The 25,431-nt window shown below is 45.6% G+C and carries 21 protein-coding genes; 13 read left to right on the top strand and 8 right to left on the bottom strand.

What is annotated here, in order from left to right:
* Positions 1-169 precede the first annotated feature (169 nt).
* The 12 genes from L4C35_RS09575 (at position 170) to L4C35_RS09520 (ending at position 13,942) form a co-directional block, all read left to right on the top strand.
* Positions 170-1,516, top strand: a complete 1,347-nt coding sequence (locus L4C35_RS09575) for a flagellin N-terminal helical domain-containing protein (protein ID WP_428462657.1) — start codon at positions 170-172, stop codon at positions 1,514-1,516.
* 201 nt (positions 1,517-1,717) lie between these two features.
* Entirely contained in the window at positions 1,718-3,280 is a 1,563-nt protein-coding gene (gene fliD, locus L4C35_RS09570) for a flagellar filament capping protein FliD (RefSeq protein WP_428462656.1), read from the top strand.
* 18 nt (positions 3,281-3,298) lie between these two features.
* Positions 3,299-3,706, top strand: coding sequence for a flagellar export chaperone FliS (gene fliS / locus L4C35_RS09565; RefSeq protein ID WP_428462655.1), 408 nt, complete (start codon positions 3,299-3,301; stop codon positions 3,704-3,706).
* On the top strand, positions 3,696-3,983 hold the full coding sequence (locus tag L4C35_RS09560; RefSeq protein WP_428462654.1) for a hypothetical protein: 288 nt from the start codon (positions 3,696-3,698) through the stop codon (positions 3,981-3,983). The genes fliS and L4C35_RS09560 overlap by 11 nt, the downstream gene beginning before the upstream one ends.
* A gap of 10 nt (positions 3,984-3,993) precedes the next feature.
* On the top strand, positions 3,994-5,166 hold the full coding sequence (locus L4C35_RS09555) for a flagellar hook-length control protein FliK (RefSeq protein ID WP_428462653.1): 1,173 nt from the start codon (positions 3,994-3,996) through the stop codon (positions 5,164-5,166).
* A 20-nt stretch (positions 5,167-5,186) separates the two neighbouring features.
* Entirely contained in the window at positions 5,187-5,669 is a 483-nt protein-coding gene (locus tag L4C35_RS09550) for a flagellar basal body-associated FliL family protein (RefSeq protein WP_428462652.1), read from the top strand.
* Between the two features lie 8 nt (positions 5,670-5,677).
* Positions 5,678-6,430, top strand: a complete 753-nt coding sequence (locus L4C35_RS09545) for a FliA/WhiG family RNA polymerase sigma factor (RefSeq protein ID WP_428462651.1) — start codon at positions 5,678-5,680, stop codon at positions 6,428-6,430.
* A gap of 12 nt (positions 6,431-6,442) precedes the next feature.
* Positions 6,443-7,291 (top strand): flagellar motor stator protein MotA, encoded by an 849-nt coding sequence (motA, locus tag L4C35_RS09540; protein ID WP_428462650.1) that lies wholly within the window; start codon positions 6,443-6,445, stop codon positions 7,289-7,291.
* Between the two features lie 4 nt (positions 7,292-7,295).
* Positions 7,296-8,297, top strand: a complete 1,002-nt coding sequence (locus L4C35_RS09535; protein WP_428462649.1) for a flagellar motor protein MotB — start codon at positions 7,296-7,298, stop codon at positions 8,295-8,297.
* A gap of 145 nt (positions 8,298-8,442) precedes the next feature.
* Positions 8,443-9,489 (top strand): plasmid segregation protein ParM domain-containing protein, encoded by a 1,047-nt coding sequence (parM, locus tag L4C35_RS09530; protein WP_428462648.1) that lies wholly within the window; start codon positions 8,443-8,445, stop codon positions 9,487-9,489.
* Positions 9,482-10,402, top strand: coding sequence for a hypothetical protein (locus L4C35_RS09525; RefSeq protein ID WP_428462647.1), 921 nt, complete (start codon positions 9,482-9,484; stop codon positions 10,400-10,402). Before parM ends, L4C35_RS09525 begins: the two co-directional genes overlap by 8 nt.
* Positions 10,403-10,510: 108 nt before the next feature.
* A complete protein-coding gene (locus L4C35_RS09520; protein WP_428462646.1) occupies positions 10,511-13,942 on the top strand; it encodes a PAS domain-containing hybrid sensor histidine kinase/response regulator in 3,432 nt (1,143 codons plus the stop codon).
* A 725-nt stretch (positions 13,943-14,667) separates the two neighbouring features.
* On the opposite strand, the gene L4C35_RS09515 is transcribed toward L4C35_RS09520, so the two are convergent.
* The 7 genes from L4C35_RS09515 to aspA all read right to left on the bottom strand — a co-directional run bounded on the left by L4C35_RS09515 (position 14,668) and on the right by aspA (position 22,831).
* On the bottom strand, positions 14,668-16,371 hold the full coding sequence (locus tag L4C35_RS09515; protein WP_428462645.1) for a sodium:solute symporter family protein: 1,704 nt from the start codon (positions 16,369-16,371) through the stop codon (positions 14,668-14,670).
* An 11-nt stretch (positions 16,372-16,382) separates the two neighbouring features.
* A complete protein-coding gene (locus L4C35_RS09510) occupies positions 16,383-16,649 on the bottom strand; it encodes a DUF4212 domain-containing protein (protein ID WP_371703907.1) in 267 nt (88 codons plus the stop codon).
* Between the two features lie 203 nt (positions 16,650-16,852).
* Complete coding sequence (locus L4C35_RS09505) at positions 16,853-17,485, bottom strand: MarC family protein (RefSeq protein ID WP_428462644.1); 633 nt, start codon at positions 17,483-17,485, stop codon at positions 16,853-16,855.
* Between the two features lie 272 nt (positions 17,486-17,757).
* A complete protein-coding gene (locus tag L4C35_RS09500) occupies positions 17,758-18,393 on the bottom strand; it encodes a response regulator (protein ID WP_428462643.1) in 636 nt (211 codons plus the stop codon).
* A 163-nt stretch (positions 18,394-18,556) separates the two neighbouring features.
* On the bottom strand, positions 18,557-19,474 hold the full coding sequence (locus L4C35_RS09495; protein WP_428462642.1) for a LysR family transcriptional regulator: 918 nt from the start codon (positions 19,472-19,474) through the stop codon (positions 18,557-18,559).
* 470 nt (positions 19,475-19,944) lie between these two features.
* The gene (locus L4C35_RS09490; RefSeq protein ID WP_428462641.1) at positions 19,945-21,252 is read right to left on the bottom strand and encodes an anaerobic C4-dicarboxylate transporter; all 1,308 of its coding nucleotides are present in this window, start codon (positions 21,250-21,252) and stop codon (positions 19,945-19,947) included.
* A gap of 118 nt (positions 21,253-21,370) precedes the next feature.
* Positions 21,371-22,831, bottom strand: a complete 1,461-nt coding sequence (aspA, locus tag L4C35_RS09485) for an aspartate ammonia-lyase (RefSeq protein WP_428462640.1) — start codon at positions 22,829-22,831, stop codon at positions 21,371-21,373.
* Positions 22,832-23,271: 440 nt separating this feature from the next.
* Here aspA and L4C35_RS09480 point away from each other — a divergent pair, with 440 nt between their 5' ends.
* Complete coding sequence (locus L4C35_RS09480) at positions 23,272-23,835, top strand: FxsA family protein (protein WP_428462639.1); 564 nt, start codon at positions 23,272-23,274, stop codon at positions 23,833-23,835.
* A gap of 130 nt (positions 23,836-23,965) precedes the next feature.
* Here the strand turns inward: L4C35_RS09480 and L4C35_RS09475 are convergent, their stop codons facing one another.
* Positions 23,966-25,327 (bottom strand): MATE family efflux transporter, encoded by a 1,362-nt coding sequence (locus tag L4C35_RS09475; protein ID WP_428462638.1) that lies wholly within the window; start codon positions 25,325-25,327, stop codon positions 23,966-23,968.
* Between the last annotated feature and the right edge of the window lie 104 nt (positions 25,328-25,431).

The raw sequence follows: 25,431 nt of genomic DNA, 5'->3' as shown, positions 1-25,431 counted from the left end.
CTGATTTGTGGGCAAAAATCAGTATTTCTTCGCAGTAAGGTCACACCGCGAAATAAAGTAAAAAAAATACTTAAGAAGCGTAAAAAGTGGGTCGCTCTGAAAAAGTAACAACCGAGCCCATTGCCGTATGGCGGCACTGTGGAACACTATTACATAGAGGACTGCTCTCATGGCAATGACCATCAACACTAACTTTGCATCAATGAATGCACAGCGTAACCTTACTAGCACTCAAGGTTCACTTAATTCTTCACTACAACGCCTATCTACAGGTCTTCGCATTAACAGTGCATCAGACGATGCTGCTGGCCTACAAATCGCAAACCGTATGGACTCTCAAGTTAACGGTCTTAAAGTAGCACAACGCAACGCGAACGATGGCATCTCTATGTCACAAACGGCTGAAGGTGCACTGCAAGAGTACACTAACATCCTACAACGTATGCGTGACCTGTCTGTGCAATCTAAAAACGGTACTAACTCAGATTCTGACCGTGCTGCACTGGACAAAGAATTCCAAGCGATGGGCAAAGAACTAAGCCGTATCCAAGACACAACCACTTACGGTAAAGGTGAGAGCCTGTTTGATAAGCTAAACAAAGGTGTTGACTTCCAAGTCGGTGCTGATGTTAATCCAGTTGGTGATGTAAAAGCAGCGACGAAAGATGGCGCTGAAAAGATGGTGGGTGAAGCACTGCGTTCAGCTGGTTTAGGTTCATTAGATACTGGTACTCCAGCTGATATGATGAAGCTGAAAGACATCTCTACCATGATGGGTTCAATGCATACTGAACTTGCTGGTTCGAAAGGCGCTGACAAAGAAGTAGCTATTCCTACAAGTTTGCAAGGTGCTAATGCAGCTGCAACGAAAAAGAATGTTGAAGACCTACTAAAAGATATGGGTCTGGACAGCGCTGCAGTAACTATTTCTGATGGTACTGATGGTACTAAAGTTAAAGTTAACATGGCGGATCTAGCGGATGCGGGTAGCAAAGATGAACGCGCATTTATGGCTAAATTTGAAGAGTCAAAAGCAATTGTTGATGCAACTGCGGCTCACTTCGATGCTGCTGGCCTTTCTACACTGGCTGATACAGGTAATGATGTATCAGCGTTGAACACTGCGCTACAAGCTGCTGGTAAAAATGTAACATTGTCAGACAGTAATGTAATCAGCGTTAAAGTCGACAGCGCAGCACTAGACACATCTAAACTAGGTAACGTTAACAGCGTTGCTGGTTCTGAAACGGCTATCCAAGAAATCGACAAAATGATCGAAAGCGTTGGTGCTGTACGTGCTGATCTTGGTGCGACTCAAAACCGTTTCCAATCAACTATCAACAACCTTGGCAACATCTCTGAGAACATGTCTGTGGCGAAAGGCCGCATCATGGATGCTGACATCGCGGCAGAATCTGCAAACATGACTAAGCAAAACACTATGATGCAAGCAGGTATCACAGTGCTTTCTCAAGCTAACCAAATGCCAAGCATGGTTTCTCAGCTACTACGTTAATCGTTTCCCACTCCAATGGGCGTTAACCAGCGCTGAATATATAAAGCGGAAGTTATACTTCCGCTTTATTTTTATCAGAACCCTGAAATTCACCCAAAATGAATAAAATCAACAACTTAAAGTTGGTATGAACTTTGCTTTATACGGCTATGTATAGGGCGCTTCCTACCACATTCCCCTTTTGAATGGAGATAGCACAGCATGATAATGACAGGTATTGGTTCCGGTATTGATTATGAATCAATGATTAAAGCAATCATTGCTGCCGAACGTGCACCCAAAGACAATCAGCTGAACCGTCAAGAGGGAATGAACAAAGCTGAAATGGAAGCGCTGAAAGAAATTCAGAACACCATTAACAACTTTCGCGACACAGTAGAAGATCTTGGCTCAAAACGAGAATTAGAAAAACTAAAAGCCATTTTAAGCAACGAAGATTTCTTAAGCGTGGCGGTGGATGCCAATGCAGTGGCTGGCGAATATGCGTTTGATGTGAAGCAGTTAGCGACTGCGCAGCGCGATCAACTGTTTAAAGCCAGTGCTGATGCCACATTCACCCAAGGGGTGATCAAGTTCGGTGAGCCGGGTAAAGAAATTACGGTTGATATTGCTAAGCTGCAAACCGATTTAATCGCCGCGCAAGACACCAAAACTAAAGAGTTAACCGACAGCCAGCTTGAAGCGGTGGCCAAAAAACATGGCTATGACTTAACCGTTCCAGCTGAAAAAGCCGAAGCGGAAAAGGCGCTGACCGATCCCACCCATGCTAATTACGACAAAGATCGTCACGACAGCTACCAAAGTCGTCTAGATGGTATAGCCAAAGAAAAAACACGTTTACAAACCGATGGCGTGAAGCTCGACGAAATCCAGAAAGCGATTAATAACGACCCGAAAAATGACAGCGTCAAAGCGACGTTGGTTCGCAGTGGTGACGGGGTCGGTATTGTACTTAATGCGATGGATACGGGGGTTGAAAATAAAATTGGCCCCGTATCTGTTACTGGACTCGCGGCTAAGAATAATACGGTCGATCTGACTAAGCCTGAAAATGGTCAACGTAATCTACAAGCTGCGCAAGATGCGGAAGTGATGTTTGGCTCGATGAAGCTGACATCGGCTAGCAACAAAATGGAAAATGCCATTGATGGTATGACCCTGAATTTAAAAGCGGTAGGTGCCGTTAACGTCAAGGTAGAAGCGGATCAGAGTGGTGTAAAAGACACCATTAAGAGCTTCGTTGACGAATATAACAAGATCATCGAAACCGTAAACACTTACACCAAGTCGAGCGAAGACGGTGCGGCAGCCCTATCGGGTAACGCTTCTGTTCGTAGCATGGTCAGCCGCTTACGTGGTGTGATCTCAGATGAATACGGTGCATCAACCTTTAGTACCTTGTCGCAGCTCGGGATTACCACCAGCCGTAAAGGTGTGCTGGAAATCGACAATAAAAAGCTCGATAAAGCCATCGAAGATGACTTTGAGCAAGTGGCTAACTTGTTCGTTGGTACCGATACTCAGCCAGGCATGATGGATAAGATGCTGGTGGTATTGGATGACTATCACAAAAATGGTGGTATCTACGATCAGCGTACCGATCAGCTGGAATACAACAATAAAACATTACAAGAAGATCGTGAAAAGCTTGATGAGCGCATGAAAGCCAAGACGATCACCTTACGTGATTACTACGCACGTATGGATAGCAAAATTGCCAATATGAACCAAACCCAAAGCATGTTGATTGGCATGCTTCGCTAATAACAAAAGAATTCAACCATGATGAACCCAGAAGGCCTAGGTGCCTACCAACAATCGCAAAACCACGCCCAAGCGGCATCAGCCAGCCCGCACCGTTTGATTCAAATGCTGCTTGAAGGTTTGCTGGATAATTTAAGCCGTGCTCGTGGCTTTATGGAGCGCGGCCAAGTGGCTGATAAAGGCATGATGATCACCAAATGCCTCGATATTCTAAACGGTTTGAGCTCAGTGCTTGATGAGCAAAAAGGGGGCGATGTCACCCAAGAGTTATTCCGTTTATATGATTACTGTGGCCGCCGTTTGTTTGAAGCGAATTTACAAAATGATGTGGTTGCTATTGATGAAGTGAGTCGCCTCATTCGTGACATCCTTGATGGTTGGGTAGTGCTAAAACCTGACCGCGTTCAGGTTGCCAATGAAGATTGAGCGACAGCTAGACAGCATTCTTCAGCATTTTAAACAAGCATTAGCAGCAGGCGATTGGGATAAGTTAGCGACTTTGGATACCAAGTTACAACAGGCGCTTCCCAAGCTGAAACAGTCGCCCTTAACCGCTGAAGTAAAAGTGAAACTGGCTCAGATAAACCAATTTTATAGCCTGATGATTGCACGCGGAGAGTCGGAAAAAGCCGAGATCCGCGAGCAAATACAACAGCAGCAAACCAATACTGAAGGGATGCAGGCCTACCTGCAAAACCGTTGAGAATCATTTAATGCAAGCAGTAGCAAATCAATCGATACGTCAAAGCTCAGCGTCAAGCTCATCGAATGCCAACCCCGTAGTTAAAGCTAACTCGGCGTTGGGTGAACCTATGGGTTTTCAGCAATTTGAGCAGAAACTCAACCAGGGTGAGCGAAACAAAAATGCGATGAAAGAGGTTGATGAAAAAGCGCGAGCAGAAAGTGAACAAGATAACGAAGTAAAAGCAGAAGATGCGGCCCAACCTGCGGCGGGTTTTGTGGTTTCTGATGCGTATTTGGCGCAGTTAAAACAAATGCTAGGGGGAAACCCGAAAGCTGAAGGAGCAGCAGCAAAAGGAGGTGAGGGAGAGGCGACAGCGCAACTGTTAACCTCGGCAGGGCTACCGCAGCGTCAGGTTAGCGTTAACTTACCAACAGAAATGAACGCGATGCCTTTTAAAGGGGCGCAAGTTGTCGATGCGCGTACTGCTCAACAAGTGAATCAGCAGCTTCAAGGTCAATTACCTCAAGATCTAGCGACTGTTTTAGCCGCTAAGAAAGAGGCCTCAAGTAACCAAGCCGAATTGCTGCAAGCGTTAAAGCATCAGTTGGCTGATGGGCCGAAATCGGACCTTAGTAGTCTGGCGCTAGATCGCCTTATCGCGGCCACGCAAACGCATAGTCAAAATTTACATGCTTCGGTGTCACCAACAATGCAATTGCAAAGTGCGGCAGCGGAGCAGGCGACCAAAATGGTGCCACAACAGTTCCAAGCCAGTGTTGATATTACCCAAGCCGACTGGGGTAAGGATCTGGTTGATCAACTGCGATCACGAATGCAGTTCAGTAAAACGGATCACTTGCAGCAAGCCCATGTTCGTCTTGACCCGCCAGAATTGGGTAAGTTGGACATTAATTTGCGCTTAGAGGGCGACAAGGTCTCGGTGCACTTCACTGCGGCGCACCCGCAACTGCGTGAAGCCCTATTGGCCAATGCTGAACGACTACGGTTTGATTTCGACGGCGGTCAATTACAGTTGGGGGATGTATCTGTTTCTAGTGGCAATCAACAACAAGGCCAACACTCGCACTCTTCATTAGAAGGGGAGGATGAATTGGTGGCGTCCAATAATCGTACTATCCAGCATGGTGGTGCGTTAGCGGGTTCAGAGCGCGATTCTAGTCGTTTTGAATCAATGATTTAATTTGTGGTGTTAGCAGAAGAATGACAGAAGAAGTAAAACAAAAATCAAAATTACCGCTAATGATCGCAGCTGGAGTACTGACACTTGCGATCGCTGGTGGCGGTGGTTGGTGGTACCTCCAGCAACAAAAAGCCGTGGCCGTGGAAACCGCCGCCATTCAGGCCTTACCTGCGACGGCTTTGGTTAAAAAACCGGTGTTTTTGCCGCTGAACAAATTTGTGATGAGCGTGAAAGGCGATGACCGTTTGCATTATTTAATGCTGGAGTTGTCGATCATGAGCTACAGCGAAGATCAGCTAAAAGTGTTGGAAGACTACATGCCAGTGATCCGTAACGCGGTGATCACGCAAGTCAGTAGCAAAAATTACGAATCACTCTCAGAGCAAGGTGTCATTGTTGTTCTGCAAACCGAGTTGAAAGAGCACTTGGGTAAAGTGATGAACGAGATGAATTCAAGCAATGGTATCGACAGAATTCTGATCACCAAAATGGTCATCCAATAGGAGCGCCCATGCAAAGTGCGGCTATGTATGATCCTCAAGGGGTGAACGCGTATCAACAGCATCAGCAGCTTGGTCAAAAAGCGCAGGAGCAGCGTTTAATTGCCAAATATGCTGGCTTGGTACGTCGGGTTGCTCGTCATATGACACCTCAGGTCAATGCTGTTATCTCGATGGAAGATATGGAGCAAATTGGCCTGATGGCGTTATTGGATGTGATCCGCCGTTATCCTGATGAAGACCACGAAGCGCTGGAGCGGCTTGCCGTGCAGCGTATTCGTGGTGCGATCCTAGATGAACTCCGTCGAATGGATTGGCGGTCACGTCGTTATCGTCAACGTAGTTATGAACTGCGCGATGCTGAAAGAGCATTAAGCCGTCAGCTGGGGCGTACCCCTAGTGATGTGGAACTGGCGAGCGAACTTGAGGTTGAACTCAGTGAAGTTCATCGTCGTAGAGTGGATGTTCAAGCGGAAAGCCTAGGCAGTTTCGAGTCTTTACAAGAAGATGGCGAACAATTTTTTGGTTTGAGTTTTCAATGCCAAGCCCATGAAAAAGCTGCGTTAAAACAAGCCATGCGCAATGCGCTATCCCGATTGAGTGAACGTGAACAAATCATGCTGAATTTTTACTACGAGCATGAAATGAACCTAAGAGAAATCGCGTTGGTGTTTGAGTTAACAGAAGCGCGAGTCAGTCAAATTCACAAAAAAGCCTTGAAGACGTTACAAGCAACGTTAGTGGATTGGCGAGAAGAAGTATAACGGAGTTATTACATGCAACTTATCATAGGTTTTGTCATCGTCTTTGGGTCCATTGTTTATGGCTATACCCATGCATCAGGACGAATGCTGGCCCTTTGGCAGCCTGCAGAGTTTGTTATTATTCTGGGTGCAGGTTTTGGTGCAATGGTGATTTCGAATCCCACATATGTACTCAAAAACATCTTAACGCGTTTAAAAATGATGTTTGGTAAAGGCTATGGGGAGCCCTTCTTTAGAGCGACCCTAGAGCTGATGTATGAATTGCTAGAAGTTATTCGTAAAGATGGCATCAAAAAGCTCGATGATCATATTGAAAATCCGCAAAATAGCGATATTTTCAGTAAATATCCAGATGTTGCTAAGTCGAATGTCTTGGTCAGTTTTATTACCGATAACTTACGTATGATGGCGATGGGTAAAATGAGCCCGCATGATTTAGAAGCGGTGTTAGAGCTTGAGTTGCATGCCCTCGAAGAAGATTTATTGCGTCCATCGAAAGCCTTGGGCAAGGTGGGTGAGGCAATGCCTGGTTTCGGTATTGTCGCGGCGGTATTGGGTATTGTGGTTACCATGCAGAGCATTGGTGGGGCACTGGCATTGATTGGGGTTAAAGTTGCGGCAGCGTTAGTGGGTACTTTCTTTGGTATCTTAATGTGTTATGGCGTATTTGAACCGATTGCAGCAAGCATAGCTAATCAAGTAAAAAAAGAAATGATGGCACTTAATATGGTATCGGCAATTTTAGTGACGCAAGCGCAAGGCAAACCAACATTGCTAGCACTCGACGCTGGACGTAAAGTCTTACATTCTGAATATAAACCATCATTCATTACGATGGAAAAATGGGTTTCTGGAGAATGATGGCGTGAGTAAAGAACCTCATATTATCATCGTTAAAAAGAAACGCCGCGGCCACCATGATGAGCATCATGGCGGGGCGTGGAAAGTTGCCTTTGCTGATTTCGCGATCGCGATGATGGCGTTTTTCATGGTGTTATGGATCATGGAAATTGCCTCGAAAGAGGAACGTGAAGAAATTCAATATCGGTTGCAGCACAGTAGCGTGTTCGACAATATGGAGAACGTGTTTGATGTAGCAAACAGCCCGTTCCCGATTGATTTTGGCGGTGAGGCATCACCGTTCGAGAACCCGGTACAGTCGAATTTAAGCGGCAATAATAAATTAGACTCTTCATTACACCAGCAGATCCCAGAAGGCAAAGTGGGGGCTAATGCGGGGCGAGGTTCTAAGCTTAATTCGATGTTAGCGGGTAAACATTTATCTACCGCACAGTTGATGATGCTGGCGAATGAACTGAAATCAGTGACTGACGCTCTGTCTGCCTCTGAAAATGTGGTGCTGGAAATTGTCCCGCAAGGGCTACGTATTTTGATCCAAGATAGTACCAAACATTTTATGTTTGAGCGGGGAAGCTCAAATATGACACCTTTCTTTGAAGATATGTTATATAACCTAGCGCCAATATTAGGTCAGATTAAAAATCGGATGGTGATCAGTGGCCATACTGATGTAACGCGGTTCCATCGTGATACATATTCTAACTGGGAGCTGTCGGGTGAGCGGGCATTGAAGGCTCGTCAAACATTAGTCAGTTCCGGTTTACCGCAAGGCAATGTCTTGCAGGTAGCGGCGATGGCAGAGCGAATGTTGGTTAATGAAAACGATCCGAAAAGCGGTAAAAACCGTCGAATCGAGATGATGATATTAACCAAAGAGGCGGATACCCAATTGGCCTTATTGTTTGGTCAAGGTCCTGCAGTGACGGATTCGCCTGCATTGCAGCAAGCGCGTAACTTTGCAGAATCGAATCAACCAGTAAGCCGTTTAGATGTGATGCTGAATTAATAGTTAAGTAGAAGAGCATGATGCCGATAATATTCATATCAATGAGTGTTTTGCTAAGTGTTTGATTGAATTGAAAGCCGGAGGTGGCGTGGCTACCTTCGGCTTCTCTGTTTGTTATTGATAATAAAAATTGCGAGTGAAAAATATGACAGTTTCTGCGTTTACCTTTGCGGTTGATGACGGTTCTACAAATGTAAAAGTAAGCTGGATTGAAAGTACGCAGCTTAAGACGATTATTTCGCCAAACTCTTTCCGTAAAGATTGGAAAAGTGCGGCACTGCGTCGTGATAAGAAGGTGTTTAACTACACTATCGGCACCACGAAGTACACGTACGATGCAACGTCAGATAAAGCTTTAGAAACAACGCATGTCGATTATCAATACGATGATTTAAACCTGCTTGGTGTTCACCATGCGCTGTTGCAAACTGGTGTAACACCTTGCCCAGTTCGTTTAGTGGTAACTCTGCCGATCACTGAGTTTTACAACGCAGAAGATTGTCAGCGTAACGAAGCGAATATAGAGAAAAAACGTCAGAACCTGATGCGTGAAATTTCATTGAACAAAGGTGATTTGTTTGAAGTGGTTGACGTGGTTGTGATGCCAGAAAGTGTACCTGCAGTGCTATCAACCTTGATGGACTCTAACTGTAACGAATTCACCCGTTCGTTAGTTGTCGATTGCGGCGGTACGACCCTAGACATGGGCGTGGTAGTGGGTGAATTTGATGATGTATCAGCAGTATACGGCAATAAAGAAATTGGTGTATCTATGGTGACTGATGCAGCACGTAAAGCATTAGCCGCAGCAGACAGCGATGCCAGCTACTTAGTGGCGAACGAGCTGATTAAACGTCGTTACGATATGGACTTCGTACGTGAAGTGGTAAACGACGAATCTCAAATTGATGTGATCCTGACGAAGATTGAAAACAAAATCCAAGAGTTAGGTACTTCTGTCGCTTACGAAGCGAAGAAATTTGCCAAGAACCCGAACCGTGTTTACCTAGTCGGTGGCGGCGCACCGTTAATTGCACCTGCACTAAAAGAAGCGTATGCAACCCTGGGTGATCGTGTTGTGCTTGTCAATGATGCTCAATCGGCATTGGCGCGTGAACTATGCATGTACCATAGCGATTTTGATGAGCTAGAGGTAGCGCCAGAATCATTGATTGAGGTTGAGGATGAGTAGCCAATTAAAACGGGTTAATTATTCGATCTACCTTGATTTAGTCAAATCTCAGTCCGACCGCTTTGCGGTCGGGGTGATGCAAAAATGGGTTGATGAACGTAAGCAGTTAGTCGAAAACCCATCGGATGCAGCGGCGCTGCATTCTAGTTTGCACATGCACAAGACCATCTATTTAGCGGGTATGTACATGTACCTGTTAAGCCCGGCGTTGAGTCAGGGCTTGGTGGATAATTTGGGTAAAGACACGGTCGATATTCCAACCTTACGTCGCCAGCTCGAAATCTGTGGTTTCCAATTGGATACCGCAGCGTCGACTGACATTTCAGGCATGCTGGATCAAATCAAAGGCGCTGTTGATTTTTCATCGGTCAATCAAGGATTGGCTGAGTTGCAACAGAGTGTGATGCATTTAAGTCACCTTGAGCGTGACGCCCAAGCCGAGAGTGCCGAGCAAACGGCAGAAGCAGATTTATCTGAAGCCAGTTTAATGGCTGTGACTCAGGCGATGCAGGTACAATTTCAGCCGCTTCAAGCACAATTGATGGAAGTTGAAGGTCGCTTATCAGGGCAGGATTCAACCTCGACAGAAAAAGCTGAAATTATTCGAGCGATGGCCGAGCAACAAGCGATTGCACTGGAACAGCAAAATCAGCAGTTAGCCGAGATCAAAGCGCTATTAGAAGCACAACGACAAGCCTCAGAGCTTGCTGCCGCGCAGGCTGCGAGTGCAGAGAAAGCGGCGCAAGAAATGACAGAACTGAAAGCCATGCTGAAAGCACAAACGCAGATGATCAGAAATTTGTCATTGAATGCACCAGCAGCAGAGTTGAAAGCGGCCCCGCAAGATAACGAACCCGATCTTTCACAACGTATTGCTAGCGTACAAAAAATCAAAAAGAAAGGGCTATTCTAGACTTGTCGCGGTCACGCCTTCTTGCTGAACTGTGATCCCCCTGATTGAGTGATATCTATCCAGTCGTTAACATGACGTAACGGGAAGTTAACACGGTTAGGGGTGTTCATGGCGCAAGGATGGGTCGTCGTACCGGTATCACTGATGTACCTTGGGGTACTTTTTTTTATTGCTTGGTATGGTGATAAAAAACTCACATGGCTTGCGCGCTGGCGTCCTTGGATTTATAGCCTATCGATTGCGGTATATTGTACCTCGTGGACCTTCTACGGCACGGTCGGGCAAGCGAGCCAAGATGCTTGGTCATTTTTGCCTATTTATCTCGCCCCTATACTCGTCTTTATCTTTGGCTGGCGCATTCTTGCCCGCCTGATCCTCATTGCAAAACGTGAACACATTACCTCGATTGCCGATTTTATTGCTGCGCGATACGGTAAATCGCAAGGCTTAGCGGTATTGGTGACTGTGATCGCCGTGATTGGTATTTTGCCCTATATTGCGCTGCAATTGCGGGGGATCACCATGGGACTGACGCAAATCGCCCCTGATTTAGGAAGGCAATCCAATACGGGGAGTGTTTTTGATACCGCTTTGGTGGTTACCTTGTGTATGGCAGTGTTCACTGTGTTATTCGGCACCCGTCATATTGATACTACCGAGCATCATCGCGGCATGATGATGGCAGTGGCGTTTGAATCGATTATTAAGCTTGGTGCATTTTTAATTGTCGGCGGTTTTTCTATTTGGTTACTACTGGAACAGCCTGACTGGTCAACAAAAGCGCAACAACATCTTGCTCATAGTTCGTTGAATATTGGCAGCTTTCTCATCCATACTTTATTTACCATGGCGGCAATTATTTGTTTGCCTCGTCAATTTCACACTATCGTGGTTGAAAATAATCGGGCGCAAGACTTACATAAAGCGCGCTGGATATTTCCTGGTTATTTAGTGCTGATGGGTATTTTTGTGCTGCCGCTTGCGTTAGCGGGGGAGGCATTGATCCCACAAGTGTCTGCCGATACCTATGTCATTAATCTCCCCTTATTACAGGGCGCCGACAGTATTGCGCTACTGGCCTTCTTAGGTGGGACCTCTGCAGCTAGCGGCATGGTTATTGTGTCGACAATTGCGTTAGCCATCATGGCTTCTAATGATCTGGTTTTGCCTCTATTACTGCGTCGCTTGCGTATTTCTGATCGCAAGTTCTCTGCATTTTCTGGTTTATTACTCAATATTCGCCGTGCCCTTATTTTGGTGTTGTTATTGGCGGCGTGGGGCTTTTATCAAGTACTCGATAATATTCCTTCCTTGTCGGCTATTGGACTCTTATCTTTTGCGGCGATAGCCCAGTTTTCACCAGCATTACTCGGCGGTATTTATTGGCGAGAAGGTAATCGTAACGGGGTATATGCGGGGTTAATTGGTGGTATCACCGTCTGGGCGATCACCATGATGACCCAAACCGGTATGTTAGCAGGAAGTGCTGAAACCAATGTGTTGTTATGGCTATTAACACCGCCATCTATTCCGGTATTGGAAGTACTTACTTCGGTTGATTGGGGGATGTTACTTAGCTTGCTGGTTAATGTGAGTTTGTATGTTGTGGTATCTGTTTTCACCCGTTCATCACTGACGGAGCGACTGCAAGCGGCCACATTTGTTGGTGCACCTTTGCCTGAAACTGAAGATGTAAGTTTGTACCAGAGTCGGGTAACCGTCGGTGAACTTGAAATGCTAGCAGCACGGTTTGTTGGGCGTAAGCGAGCCCGAAAAGCGTTTCGCCAATTTACCGAGCAACATCGAGGCCGTTTAATTTCAGATCAGCAAGCCAGTGCCGCATTGATCCGTCATACCGAGCGTGTATTAGCAGGGGTGTTTGGTGCGTCTTCTGCAAGGTTAGTGCTTACTTCCGCCCTGAAGGGTAGAAACATGCAGCTTGAAGAAGTCGCGACCATAGTTGATGAAGCGTCTGAGCTGTTCGATTTCAGCCGTGGTTTATTACAAGGGGCGATTGAGCATATTAACCAAGGTATTGCCGTGGTGGATAAGCAACTCAGGCTGGTTGCTTGGAATCAGCGCTATTTAGAATTGTTTACCTTCCCCACGGGGTTGATTCAAGTGGGTCGGCCGATTGCGGATGTGATTCGCCATAATGCTCAACAAGGTTTGTGTGGTTCGGGTGATCCCGAAGAGCATGTTGCGAAACGGGTCGAACATTTGAAGCGTGGTACAGCGCATACTTCATCTCGTATTCGCAGTGATGGTCAAGTTATTGAAGTGCAAGGTAACCCTATGCCAGGCGGGGGATTTGTGATGAGTTTTTCCGATATCACTGCATTTCGCCAAGCAGAGCAAGCGTTAAAAGAGGCCAATGAAAACCTTGAAGCGCGAGTGCAGCAGCGCACCCAAGAGCTGGAACTATTAAATCGAAAACTGGTGACGGCAACGCAGCAAGCAGAACTGCAGTCTCACTCGAAAGGGCGCTTTTTAGCGGCAGTTAGTCATGATTTGATGCAACCACTCAATGCGGCACGACTGTTTTCATCATCGCTAAGTGAAGTGACTAAAGACCAAGAGAGCCGCCAACTTGCGCATCATATTGAAAGTGCACTGGGTGCTGCAGAAGATCTTATTGGCGATTTACTGGATGTATCACGGTTAGAGGCAGGCAAACTTCAAGTTCATGTTCACGCCTTTCCGCTCAGCAATGTCTTTAATACTCTCCAAGCCGAGTTTGGTGCCTTGGCTAAACAACAAGGGATTCATTTCACCGTGATTAGCACGCAAGTTGTGATTCAATCCGACCCTAAATTGCTACGTCGCGCGTTACAAAACTTCTTAACCAATGCGTTTCGCTATAACCCCAAAGGTAAAGTGACCCTTGGTGGACGGCGTACCAATGGACATTTTCGAATTGAAGTTTGGGACGATGGTCCTGGCATTCCAGAAGCAAAGCAAGTGAATATTTTTGACGAATTCACGCGGCTGGATCGCGGGGATGTCGAGCATGGTTTAGGGTTGGGTTTGGCCATTGCTCGTGGTATTGGTCGAGTGTTAGACCATCCATTGTCGCTACGATCTTGGGTTGGCAAGGGAACTGTATTTGCGCTGACCACCAAAAGAGGTCTGTTAATGCCTGCGGAAGTAAAACCTCAAGGCGTGGTGATACCGAAACCGGCCTTTGATGGCATCAAAGTACTGTGTGTTGATAATGAACCAGAGATACTGTTGGGGATGGAAACTTTACTGTGTCGCTGGGGCTGTGATGTTCGGTTAGCGGAAAGTTTAACGGATGCGATGCAGCATCTAACGGATGATTGGCAACCAGCCTTTGTGCTGAGTGATTACCATTTAGCAAAAGAGCAAACGGGTTTACAGGTGCTGCAACAATGCCGTTTGCTTTTGGGGCCAACCTTTAAAGGCGCCATTATTAGTGCAGATAGAACCACTGAGACCCAGCAAATGATTAGAGGCCATGGTTTTAGCTTTATTAGTAAACCGATTAAACCCCTAAAGTTGCGTGCAGTTTTATCTTAATAATAAACATTTGGCATAAGGACGCTTTTTTGTGACGAATGATTTTAGATATCAAAGAGATGGTCGCTTTATATAATTTGTTAGACAAAATCATGATTAAAATAAATAACGCGACATATTCTCAGGGTGTATAAATGAATGGGTTTAGAGTCAAGAATGTATTAATATAATTATTACTATAGCGATAATTAAAACAAAAATGTGATCTTGAGGGAATAGCAGATGCAAATCATGCTGCCTATGATTACAACTCATTATATATTATTGATGACTTCTTCAATAAAGCCCTTTATAAGTACGATATGTTGTAAGTGAGAGCCAATGTTCCGTTCCTATGCTATTTTCTCCTCTAATTACCCTTGGGCGCATAGATTTATTCTGTCGCTTACCTTTTTGTTCACTATATTATGCGTATATATGACGTTGGAAGAAGAGAATATACTGTTTTTGCCTTTGTTATTACTGCCTTTATTGATGACGGTTTTATTTGGTAAAGCCTCGGATTACAAAAGAAAGTTCCTTCATAGCAACAAGTAGCATCCTTTATGGGTATTGTTGGGCACAAAATAGCTTATTCTGTCTTTTTAAATAGGCATGATATGAGTTGTAGATGTAATAAGTATGAATATTTACAGCGCTAAACGATTCGTTGTTAAAATAATACATAATAAAAACGGAGCATATACTCCGTTTTTATTTGGCTAATCTATTGTTTGCACTAATTATTAGTGATCGTGTGCTGCACCCGCGCCTTTCGGATAGCGAATCGACTCCACCATCTCTTGTACTTCGGTTGGTACTTCTGCAGTAAATTTGTTGACCACAATCGATACCACAAAGTTCAAGCACATTCCTAATGTGCCAATACCTTCAGGACTGATACCAAAGAACCAATTGTCAGGCGTGCTTGCAGCTGGGTTGATGAATTTAAAGTAAATGATGTATGACGCTGTGAACGTGATACCTGTTAGCATGCCAGCGATCGCCCCTTCTTTGTTCATCTGCTTATAGAAGATACCCAAAATAATGGCAGGGAAGAACGAGGCCGCAGCTAAACCAAATGAGAAGGCAACCACTTGAGCGACAAACCCTGGTGGATTTATCCCTAAGTAACCCGCTCCCACAATGGCAACTGCTGCACCAATACGCGCCGCCATCAATTCTTGCTTGTCGGTCATGTCTGGCTTAAAGCCTTTTTTCAGTAAGTCGTGCGAAATAGAAGTGGAGATCACCAGCAGTAAGCCCGCTGCGGTCGATAATGCGGCTGCTAAGCCACCCGCTGCGAGTAGAGCCACCACCCAGTTAGGCAATTTTGCCAGTTCAGGGCTCGCCAGTACGATAATGTCGCGGTTAATATCCATCTCGTTGCGCTCATCGCCCGAGTAGAACATTTTGCCATCGCCATTTTTATCTTCCCATTTGACCAAGCCTGTTTTTTCCCAGTTTGTCACCCAGCTCGGTGCTTGTTCAGCTGCGACACCCTGCATGTTAGGGCCATTGATTGTTTGGATCATATTTACACGAGCAAATGCAGCAACAGATGGCGCAGTGGTGTACAGCAAAGAGATAAACAACAGTGCCCAACCAGCAGAAATACGCGCATCTTTGACACGTGGGACAGTGAAGAAACGAATAATAACGTGTGGCAAGCCTGCGGTACCGACCATAAGCGCAGCACAGATAAAGAATACATCCACCATGCTTTTCGAGCCATCGGTATAGGCGGTAAAGCCGAGCTCTGTGGTTAAGCCATCGAGTTTATCGAGTACATAAGTTTCAGAGCCTGTGAGGGTTGAACCTAGGCCGATTTGTGGAATTGGTGTACCTGTCATCATGATGGAGGTGAAGATAGCGGGTACTAAGAAGGCAAAAATTAACACGCAGAACTGGGCAACTTGGGTATAGGTAATGCCTTTCATGCCACCTAAAACGGCATAGAAAAATACGATGCCCATCCCGATGATGATGCCCATATTGATATCAACTTCGAGGAAACGGGCGAAGACGACGCCGACTCCTCGCATTTGACCTGCTACGTAGGTAAATGAAACGAAAATGGCACAGAAGACGGCAACCATACGTGCAGTTTTGGAATAGTAACGCTCGCCAATGAAATCGGGCACAGTAAACTGACCAAATTTACGCAGGTAAGGCGCTAAGCAAAGGGCAAGCAACACGTAGCCGCCCGTCCAGCCCATCAGGTATACACCACCGTCGTAACCCACAAAAGAGATAATACCCGCCATTGAAATGAAGGAGGCGGCTGACATCCAGTCTGCTGCGGTTGCCATACCATTAGCAACAGGGTGAACACCGCCTCCAGCGACATAGAATTCACTGGTTGATCCAGCGCGCGCCCATATCGCGATACCGATGTAAACCGCGAAGGTGAGACCCACTAAAATAAACGTCCAAGTTTGAATATCCATGAAATAACCCCTTAGTCTTCCTGTACGTTGAACTTACGATCCAGTGCGTTCATACGCATCACGTAGACAAAAATCAGGGCAACAAAGGTGTAGATAGCCCCTTGCTGTGAAAACCAAAACCCCAGCTTAAAGCCCCCGATTTGAATGTTGTTGAGGGCATCCACAAATAAGATCCCTGCGCCGTATGAGACTAAAAACCAGATGGCCAGTAGCGATCCCATTGTCGCGAGGTTTTCTCGCCAGTAGGCTTGTGCATGTTCCTTGGATTCAAACGCCATTGTTATCTCCTTACACGTTACGGAAGTAAAAACGCCAAATTTAACGTTAATAAAATGTTACGTAACGACAATAGCAATGAATAATGAAAGGCACAGTGCAACTTTAGTCGAGGCTGAAACGACAAAATCGCCACGAATGCGGCGATTTTGTGAGGTTTATGAATATTTGACAGTGTTGATCAAATGTTGCGTTAGCCTAAGGTCTAAGCCATGGTGTAGAAATCTTTGATCCCCATGAGCAGGTTATTAACCGCCACGGCAGCAAGTATTAAACCCATTACGCGGCTGATAATCGCAGCGCCGACATTGCCGATGTATTTTTGAATTTTATTGGCCCCCAGTAGCAATATTAGCGTAATGATTAACACGGCTAGCATGACCAGGGTTGTGATGATTTGATCTCCCATGGCATAGCGGTTGTTATCCGTTAGCATGACTACCGCCATCATAGCGCCCGGTGAGGCGATGGAAGGAATGGCTAGCGGGTATACGGCAAGATTACTTAGATCTGAGTGTGGGACCTCTTCTTGGCTAAGCTTACATTCTTGATCGACTTTGCTTTCACCAAAAATCATTGTTAGCGCAAAGAGCAGCAAGACTAAGCCACCTGCCGCTTGAAAGGCTGGCAGTGGGATTTGCATCGCCTCTAATAGGATCTGCCCGACAATGACAAAAAAGAGTAAGACACCTGTCGCGATGCCTACGGCTTTTAAGGCCACTAAGCGACGTTGGTGCGCGGTGAGGTGGTTGGTTTGAGCAAGGTAGACAGGTACGGAGCCGATAGGATCAACTACCGCCCAAATAAGAACAAATTGAGTAACTAAGGCACTAAGCAAATTAACCTCCAAAGATGTGCGAGAGGAATTGTGTGTAATTTGAGGGTTTAATCTTTATTTATTGCTAAGGATAGCAAAACAACATGTACATTTATGAATTTATTGCGCTTTTTTACGGTTTTAGTTGTTACAAAAAAATATGGTGATTTTTTGTTGCTCGTTGAGGTGGTAACAATATATATTATTAATACGCTATCCCTTTAAATATAAAGGGATAATTAAGAGCGGTATAGGTGAGGAATGCCGCTGTAGGAATGCACAAATGCTTATTGTCATAAATCCATTTGCTGCAATAGGATAACGGCCTGAGTCCTGTTTTTAACACCAAGTTTGCGAAAAATAGCCGTCATGTGGGCCTTTATTGTCGCTTCAGATACATTTAAATCATAGGCAATTTGCTTGTTGAGCAAACCATCCGAAAGCATGCAAAGTACTTTGTATTGCTGAGGCGTTAAGGTCGCAATTTTCTCGGCCAGTTCTGGATGAGTCTCATCATCGGCTTCACTCATTCCTTCTGGGTAAAAGGGGTCACCGGCTAAAACTTGACTAAGTGCCGACACTAAAGCACGCATATCACTCGATTTAGGAATGAAACCAAAGGCTCCGTGATTACGAACTTGTTTAACGACACTGTGTTCTTCGCTGGCAGAAATGACCACGATAGGTAATTCAGGGTGCTGGTTACGCAATTGAATCAGCCCTGACATGCCATTGGCGCCTGGCATTTTTAAATCAAGCAGCAGTAAATCGACTTCCGCTTCTTCTTTATCGAGTAGGGTTAACAGTGAGTCGAGCGAGTCTGCTTCCAGTAGGTTAGCGCCACTGAAGGCCATGTGTACCGATTGAAATAAGGCATTGCGAAACAGCGGGTGATCATCTGCAATGACAATCGTGTATTGGGCTTCCATATCCATCTCATTATTTGTCTTTTTATCTACGCTATCACTGCCTTATGTTGAGATCAATTTGTTAACACTCAAGATCTGCGTTAGATCAGAGCAAGTCTACATGGACTAAGGGGCGGCTATCGTTGGGCGTTATAACCACCTAGCCAATTCGCCAGTAGAGTGACTATGACGCCTCTGGTTTAGCCAGTGCATTTCGCATGAAATCAATGAAGTGACTAATGTGCAAAGGGACATAACCTAGACGCTGATAAAGCATATAAATAGGGCGTGGTGGTGAGTACCAGTCGGGCATCATCGTCGTGAGTTGCTGGGTATTGATGGCGTCGGCAACCACATAATTCGGTAAACAAGCGATGCCTAAACCATTAATGGCGGCTTGCTTAATACTGTTCAGATCCGCAATAGCCATTCGTACGGGGGAGTTAAGCCATACCGTTTGCTTATCTTGAGTTGAAGTAAGTGCCCACTCAAACTCTGGCACACTAGCAAGACGAGCATGAAGGGCTAATTCTTCAGGATTGTGAGGCATGCCTTGCTGTGCTAAATAGCAGGGGGAAGCAACCAATATTCGTTGAGACTCTCCGATGGTTGCCGCGGCAAAACTGGAGTCAGGTTGGTGGCCAACCCTAAACACCACATCGTATTGTTCAGGGTTGTAGTCGTGTTGCTGATTCGATAAGTGATTGAGTGATAGCGTGACTTCAGGATACTGGGCTAAGAACTGATTAAACAGTGGCATCAGCTGATAGGTAAGCAAACCCACAGGGGCTGAAATACGTAACGCGCCGCGTGGGGTATTTTGGCTACTGTCTTGAATTTCGCTGGTGGCCGCTTCTAAATCATCGATTAATGGCTGGCAGCGTTCGAAATAATTTTGGCCAAGCGGGGTCAGTGACACATTACGGCTGTCACGGATCACCAGTTGGCTACCTAAGGTATCTTCTAGTCGTTGTAATCGACGACTGAGGGTCGCAGGGGGGATATCCAGTGCACTGGCTGCGGCTCTGAAACTTCCATGCTGAGCAATCGCAATTAGGGTGCGTAGGTCATCTAACTTCATACCATTTTTGCATCGCTGCATCACGCTTTTACCTCTATCGCATTAGGCGTGCTGTGACTACTATAAGGGCTCAGGTTGTCCTGTCTTCAACCTGAATCTGTAGCAAAACACTGAGACATATCGAATAAGACACTGGGATTGGTGAATTATTCGAGTAGAACACGAACGATGGGAATCCGTTGGTGTTCGGGTCTTCGCCCTAGGATGGGGCGGAGACAATAATTACCTTTATTTTACCGCGTTTCTCTCCTGCTTTACTCCTTTCTTAACGCATTAAAAACGTAACACTATTTTTCATTCTCTTTGATTATTCACCCTCGATAAAATAATGCACAAAACGATAGTAAGCAAATACTAACCAAGTTGAGTATGTTGTCGCGATTCAGCAGATTGACCTGCACGGCCTATTCTTATGCTATTTGTCTTTACGGCATAAAAAAGGCCACCCGAAGGTGACCTTATTCTGTCTTAGTACTTATATTATTAAGCGATTACAGAATCATACCGCCGAATAGGAAGCCTAGTGCAACCGAGGTTGAAATGGTTACCACACCTGGAATAAAGAACGGGTGGTTAAAGACCAAGTTACCAATACGGGTAGAGCCTGTGTCATCCATCTCAACCGCCGCTAGAAGCGTTGGGTAAGTCGGCAGTACGAATAGCGCACTTACTGCTGCAAACGATGCGATAGCCGTTAGTGGTGCGACACCGATAGCCAATGCTGCTGGCATGAGGGCTGTTGTTGTTGCCCCTTGAGAGTAAAGCAGCATAGAGGCTAGGAACAATACTAGAGCCAGCATCCATGGGTAATCACTCAGTAGTGAACCTGCCACTTCTTTGATGCCATCAACGTGAGAGTTAACGAACGTTGAACCTAACCATGCCACACCCAGAACACACACACATGCTGTCATACCAGAACGGAACGTTGGTGCCGCTGCGATTTTTGATGCGTCGATTTTTGTGAATGTCACGATAGCCGCTGCTGCTGCCAGCATTACTGTCATGATCGCTTCGTTACGACCCAGTGCCGGGTTTTCGATAAGGCCGACAGAGCTTGAGATAGCGGCTGCGTAGCACACTACGAAGGCGATAGCCGCTAGGAAGATGTAAGTCGCTGTTTTTGCTGTTGGCAAAATTTCGCGTTTCTCAGTACCCTTCAGCTTAATCAGACCTTTCTCAAGGCGTTCTTGGTAGATAGGGTCGTCTTTTAGTTCACAGCCAAGGAAGTTAGCCACAAACGCACCAGCCATACATGCTAGGAACGTGGTTGGAATACAAATCGCAAGTAGGGTTAAGTAACCCACGCCTAGAGGCTCAAGAATACCTGAGAAAAACACAACCGCTGCTGAGATAGGCGATGCTGTGATAGCGATTTGTGACGCTACAACGGCAATAGAAAGTGGGCGAGAAGGACGAACACCTTGCTCTTTAGCTACTTCTGCAATAACAGGAAGGGTTGAGAAAGCCGTGTGGCCAGTACCCGCCATCAGTGTCATTAGGTATGTCACGATAGGCGCGTAGAAAGTGATGCGTTTCGGGTTTTTACGAAGGAAGTTTTCTGCTATTTCAACTAGCCAGTCCATACCACCTGCTACTTGCATCGCGGCGATAGCGGTAATGACCGACATGATGATAAGGATTACATCTACCGGGATAAAAGATTGACTTGTTGGTACGCCTAAAAAGAGCGATAACACAATGACACCAGCGCCACCTGCCAAACCAATACCAATACCACCGATACGTGCGCCTAAATAAATAAACGCGAGAACAACAAAGAGTTCTACACCAATCATAGGGATCTATCCTGTCTTAAAGTTAATCAAAAAAATAAAAGGGGGGAATCTGTAGCAAAGAAGGGCGGACACTCGTCCTGAATATCCGCCAAATTTTATATTGCGAGGGTCGTTACTATTAGTTGTAACGTTTCGCTTTGTATTCTGGGTGCATTAGGTTTTGTACTGAGAAGATGTCGTCTAGTTGTTCTTCAGTTAGAAGACCACGCTCTAATACAACTTCACGTACACTCTTACCTGTTTCCGCACAAATCTTACCAACGATGTCGCCTTCGTGGTGGCCGATGAATGGGTTTAGGTAAGTAACGATACCGATAGAGTTAAACACGAAGCTTTCACATACTTCTTTGTTCACTGTGATACCAACAATACACTTGTCTGTTAGGTTGATAGCGGCATTTTTCAGTAGGTCGATAGACTCAAACAGTGCCTGACCGATAACTGGTTCCATAACGTTCAACTGAAGCTGACCTGCTTCTGCTGCGAATGTTAGGGTAGTGTCGTTACCAATTACTTTGAAACACACTTGGTTAACCACTTCTGGGATTACTGGGTTAACTTTAGCTGGCATGATAGAAGAACCAGCTTGCATTTCAGGTAGGTTTAGTTCGTTTAGACCTGTACGTGGGCCTGAAGATAGTAGACGTAAGTCGTTACAAATCTTAGACAGTTTCACCGCGGTACGCTTAAGTGCGCCGTGAATCATTACGTAAGCACCACAGTCTGATGTTGCTTCGATAAGGTCTTCAGCAGGTGTACAAGGTAGACCTGTGATTTCTGCTAGACGTTGAACAGCTAGCTCTTGGTAGCCAGTTGCCGCGTTCAAGCCAGTACCGATAGCTGTTGCACCTAGGTTAACTTCAAGTAGAAGTTCAGCGGTGTGCTTCAGGTTTTTGATTTCTTCTTTAATTAGAACACCAAACGCGTGGAATTCTTGACCTACAGTCATAGGTACTGCGTCTTGAAGTTGGGTACGGCCCATTTTCAAGATGTGTGAAAATTCTTTATTTTTTGCATCGAAAGCAGCTTTTAGGTGCTCAAGTGCTTCAAGCATGTTGATGATGCTGTTGTATACAGCAACACGGAAGCCCGTTGGGTAAGCACAGTTAGTAGACTGAGACTTGTTTACGTGATCGTTAGGGTTAACGATGTCGTATTCGCCTTTTTCTTTGCCCATTAGCTCAAGTGCTAGGTTAGCAACTACTTCGTTAGCGTTCATGTTAACAGAAGTACCAGCACCACCTTGATATACATCAGATGGGAACTGATCCATGCACTTGCCTGTATCTAGGATCAAGTCACATGCTTTGATGATGTACTCACCAACTTCAGAAGGAATAGCACCTAGTTCTTTGTTTGCCATAGCAGCAGCTTTCTTAGTGAAAACCATACCACGAACAAATTCAGGAACATCTGAGATAGTAGTTTTAGAGATGTTGAAGTTTTCAACAGCGCGAAGAGTGTGAATACCCCAGTAAGCGTCAGCTGGAACGTGACGATCACCAAGTAGATCTTCTTCAATGCGGGTTGCAACGTTAAGAGTTGCTTCGTTTTTTTCTAGATCAATCATCTGAGACATATTGTAGCCTTATGGGGAATCTGCTAAGAAAATTCAAATGTTGAGCCAGTTCTGAATAAGAATCCATTCTGCAGAAGTGTTGGCTAGATGATCGTACCTGACACCTTATTTGCAGACGATAATACTCCCCTTTAGGGGTAAAAACATAACCCAGATCACTTTTTTGAATGGCCTGGTTTTATTTGCATAAAAACGAGAGTTGGCTCACATTTGCTGTTAACAATAGAGGCGATGAATAAGATGAAAAATGACCGAATATAATAGAATGTGAAAAGTTTGTTTGTTTTATCTTGTCACAAATAATGCAGGCTTGGTCTACGCCTCAGCGCTTGAAAAATGCCACAATGCCCGCATAGTTTAGATATACCCTAATTTTTATGTTGGCCAGCGATCGTGAATGCGCTGGGCGGCAATTATCACAGACCACCAAGAGGTAAGTCGTGTTTCCTATTTTAATGTTTCTTTTTATTGTTGTGCCGATTGTTGAGATCGCCTTATTTGTTCAAGTCGGCGGTTTTATTGGTATGTGGCCAACTATTGGCCTGGTGCTGATTACAGCCATTGTTGGGGCATCGTTGGTACGTAGCCAAGGCATTGCCACCTTAATGTCGGTGCAAGGCAAATTGGCGCAAGGTGAGCTGCCAGCCCAACAAATTGTAGAAGGTGTGATGCTCGCGGTTGCTGGTGTTCTCTTACTGACACCGGGTTTTATGACCGACTTTCTTGGTATGGCAGTACTTTTGCCAGTGCCACGAGCGTACTTAGCTAAGCAGCTAATGAGCCGAGTGAAAGTGAGTGGTATGGGCGCAGGGGCTGGCTTTAGCGCTGGTTTTGGTGGTGGACAAGGGTTTAACGGCCAAGGGCCATTTGATCAACAAGGCCCGTTCGATCCGCAAGACCCCTATAATACTCAGCGTCGCGATCAAAACGGTGATGTGTTTGATGGTGAGTTTGAACGCAAAGATGGTGAGAAAAAAGAGGATGATTCTCCACGCTTACCTTAATACCGCAATGATATTGAGAGAGTCATGACAAGATATGAATAACAAAAAAGCAGCCTCGGCTGCTTTTTTTGTTCATATCTTTTTTTATTTGGCTCGAGACGTCACTTATCCCCATCGAGCTTTATGACGATTACAGGGCGGTTTGAGCAAGGTGGCGGCGTTGCACTCGTAACGCATAACAGTAAGCGCCAATACCACTTAAAATGTTGGCAACGGCAATCCCGATAAAGAGCCCTTCTGTGCCATCAATCTGGCTGCCTAGCCATGCTGCTGGCAATAAAAAAGCAAACAACCGAAGCAGATTCCAAATTAATGCATTCATCGGTTTATGCATCGCGTTGAGTCCACTAATTAGCAGCATACAAACCGCTTGTAAGCCATAGCTGATCGGCACCACCATCAAGTAATGCCACAGTAAATCTTGGACTTGGGTATCTTGGCTAAAAATGGCTGACAGTGGCCAGCTAAGCGGTACCATCATCACAAAGACCAAGAGTTGGAACATAATGGCAAAACGCATCGCTAGAAAGAGGGCTTTAAACGCGCGCTGTGGATTATTGGCCCCCAGATTTTGCGCCATAAATGGCATCAAAGCGGAGCCTAAAGACATCATCACAATAACAAGTATCGATTCAATTCGCATCGCAGCGCCATAGGCCGCGACAGAGGTTGTCCCTTGCGCGGCTAACATGGACATCAAGAATGCGCCTGACAGTGGTGTGAGCGCGTTAGACAAGCCGGCGGGGGTGCCAACTTCTAACACTTGGCGCCAATCTTGCGTCAATTTATTCAATTGAGGCCACGCCAATAGCTTTTCGCGTTTGGTGAGCACATACAAAGATCCGATCAAAGCAACCGCCCAGCTCACACCACTGGCAATGGCTGCTCCCTTTACGCCCCATTCAGGGAAAGGGCCGTAACCAAAGATCAACAGTGGATCTAAAATCCCGTTGATCAAGCCCGCTAGCATCATGATCTTGGCGGGGGTTTTGGTATCGCCCGTGGCACGTATCGCACTGTTCCCTGCCATTGGGATCACTAATAGTGGAATAGCCATGTACCACACTGACATGTATTCATGAATGATAGGTAACAGGCTTGGCGATGCGCCTAATAAAGAAAATAAGGGATCGATTGTGACTAAGCCAAGGCTTGAAGCCGCAATCATTAAGATGACAGCAAGTAATAAGCCATGGCTGGAAAAGCGTGCAGCAGATGCGGTATCCCCTTGGCCTAATAAGCGACCAATAGAGGTGGATAAGCCTACGCCAACACCCATGGTGATACAGTTCAATGCAAAGGTTACCGGAAAGGTAAAGCTGACAGCAGCCAGCGCGTCGGTGCCGAGCAAAGAAATAAAGAAAGTATCAACCAGATTGAACATCAAGATCGCTACCATACCAAACACCATCGGGATGGTTAGGCGGCGCAAAACGTCATCAATGGGAGCCGTAAGAAGCCCATGTTTATCTGGGGTAGTAGTTCGCGTCATAGTTGTCTCGACGTAAAGATGCTCGCTCACCCTAAAGCAAAGAATGTGACGGGGCAAAAGTTCTCGAAGAAATTTTTAAATTATTTAAGCTATAAGGCTTGGGT

Source organism: Photobacterium kagoshimensis (genome assembly GCF_050337045.1).
Classification (GTDB): domain Bacteria; phylum Pseudomonadota; class Gammaproteobacteria; order Enterobacterales; family Vibrionaceae; genus Photobacterium; species Photobacterium kagoshimensis.
Note: the sequence above shows the minus strand (reverse complement) of the source record. Positions and strands in the feature narration are given on the sequence as shown.